The following is a 551-nucleotide window of genomic DNA, read 5'->3' on the forward strand; positions in this document are numbered from 1 at the left end:
GCACCCAGATGTTGGGTGAAAGCCAGGTTTTCAGCCAGACGACGGGCGAGCTTTTGTTGACCTCAACGCGCACTTCCGTTGGGCCGCCCAGCTGCTGCGCCATCTGCTGGCTGAGGAATTCGTAGTGCTGCGCCCAGCGCAGGCCAGCGTCTTCCGCCGCCTCGTTGGAGTAGAGCGAAATGCCCAGTTCACGGTAGATTTCACGGCGAAATGCCGGGGGAACGACGAGCTGCGTGCCGTCCTCCAGCAGTTTAATAAGGTCCTGGCCTACGAAGTCCGTATGCTGATGACCGATAAACTGCAGCTGGAGGCTCGGCAGGATCGCAAAGTTCAGCACCACCAGATAGGTCGTCACCAGGCTGACGAACAGCAGGGTGACGATCAGTAACAGGGTGCGGGCAAACGAGCTACGCGGCGAGAAGCGCATTCGCCTCATGCTTTAGAGCCGTCCGGGACGAATACGTAGCCCAGACCCCATACGGTCTGAATATAACGAGGATGCGCAGGATCTTCTTCCACCATGCGGCGCAGGCGGGAGATCTGTACGTCAA

General features: G+C 59.0%; 1 protein-coding gene and 1 pseudogene. Both read right to left on the reverse strand.

What is annotated here, in order from left to right:
* Window positions 1-436, reverse strand: a pseudogene (gene envZ / locus LA04_RS25240) (two-component system sensor histidine kinase EnvZ); the annotation flags it as partial.
* On the reverse strand, window positions 433-540 hold the full coding sequence (locus LA04_RS23505) for a winged helix-turn-helix domain-containing protein (protein WP_276530917.1): 108 nt from the start codon (window positions 538-540) through the stop codon (window positions 433-435). The gene LA04_RS23505 and the pseudogene envZ, both read right to left, overlap by 4 nt.
* Between the last annotated feature and the right edge of the window lie 11 nt (window positions 541-551).

The sequence above is a fragment of the Enterobacter sp. UCD-UG_FMILLET genome, from assembly GCF_000762975.1.
GTDB lineage: Bacteria > Pseudomonadota > Gammaproteobacteria > Enterobacterales > Enterobacteriaceae > Enterobacter > Enterobacter dykesii.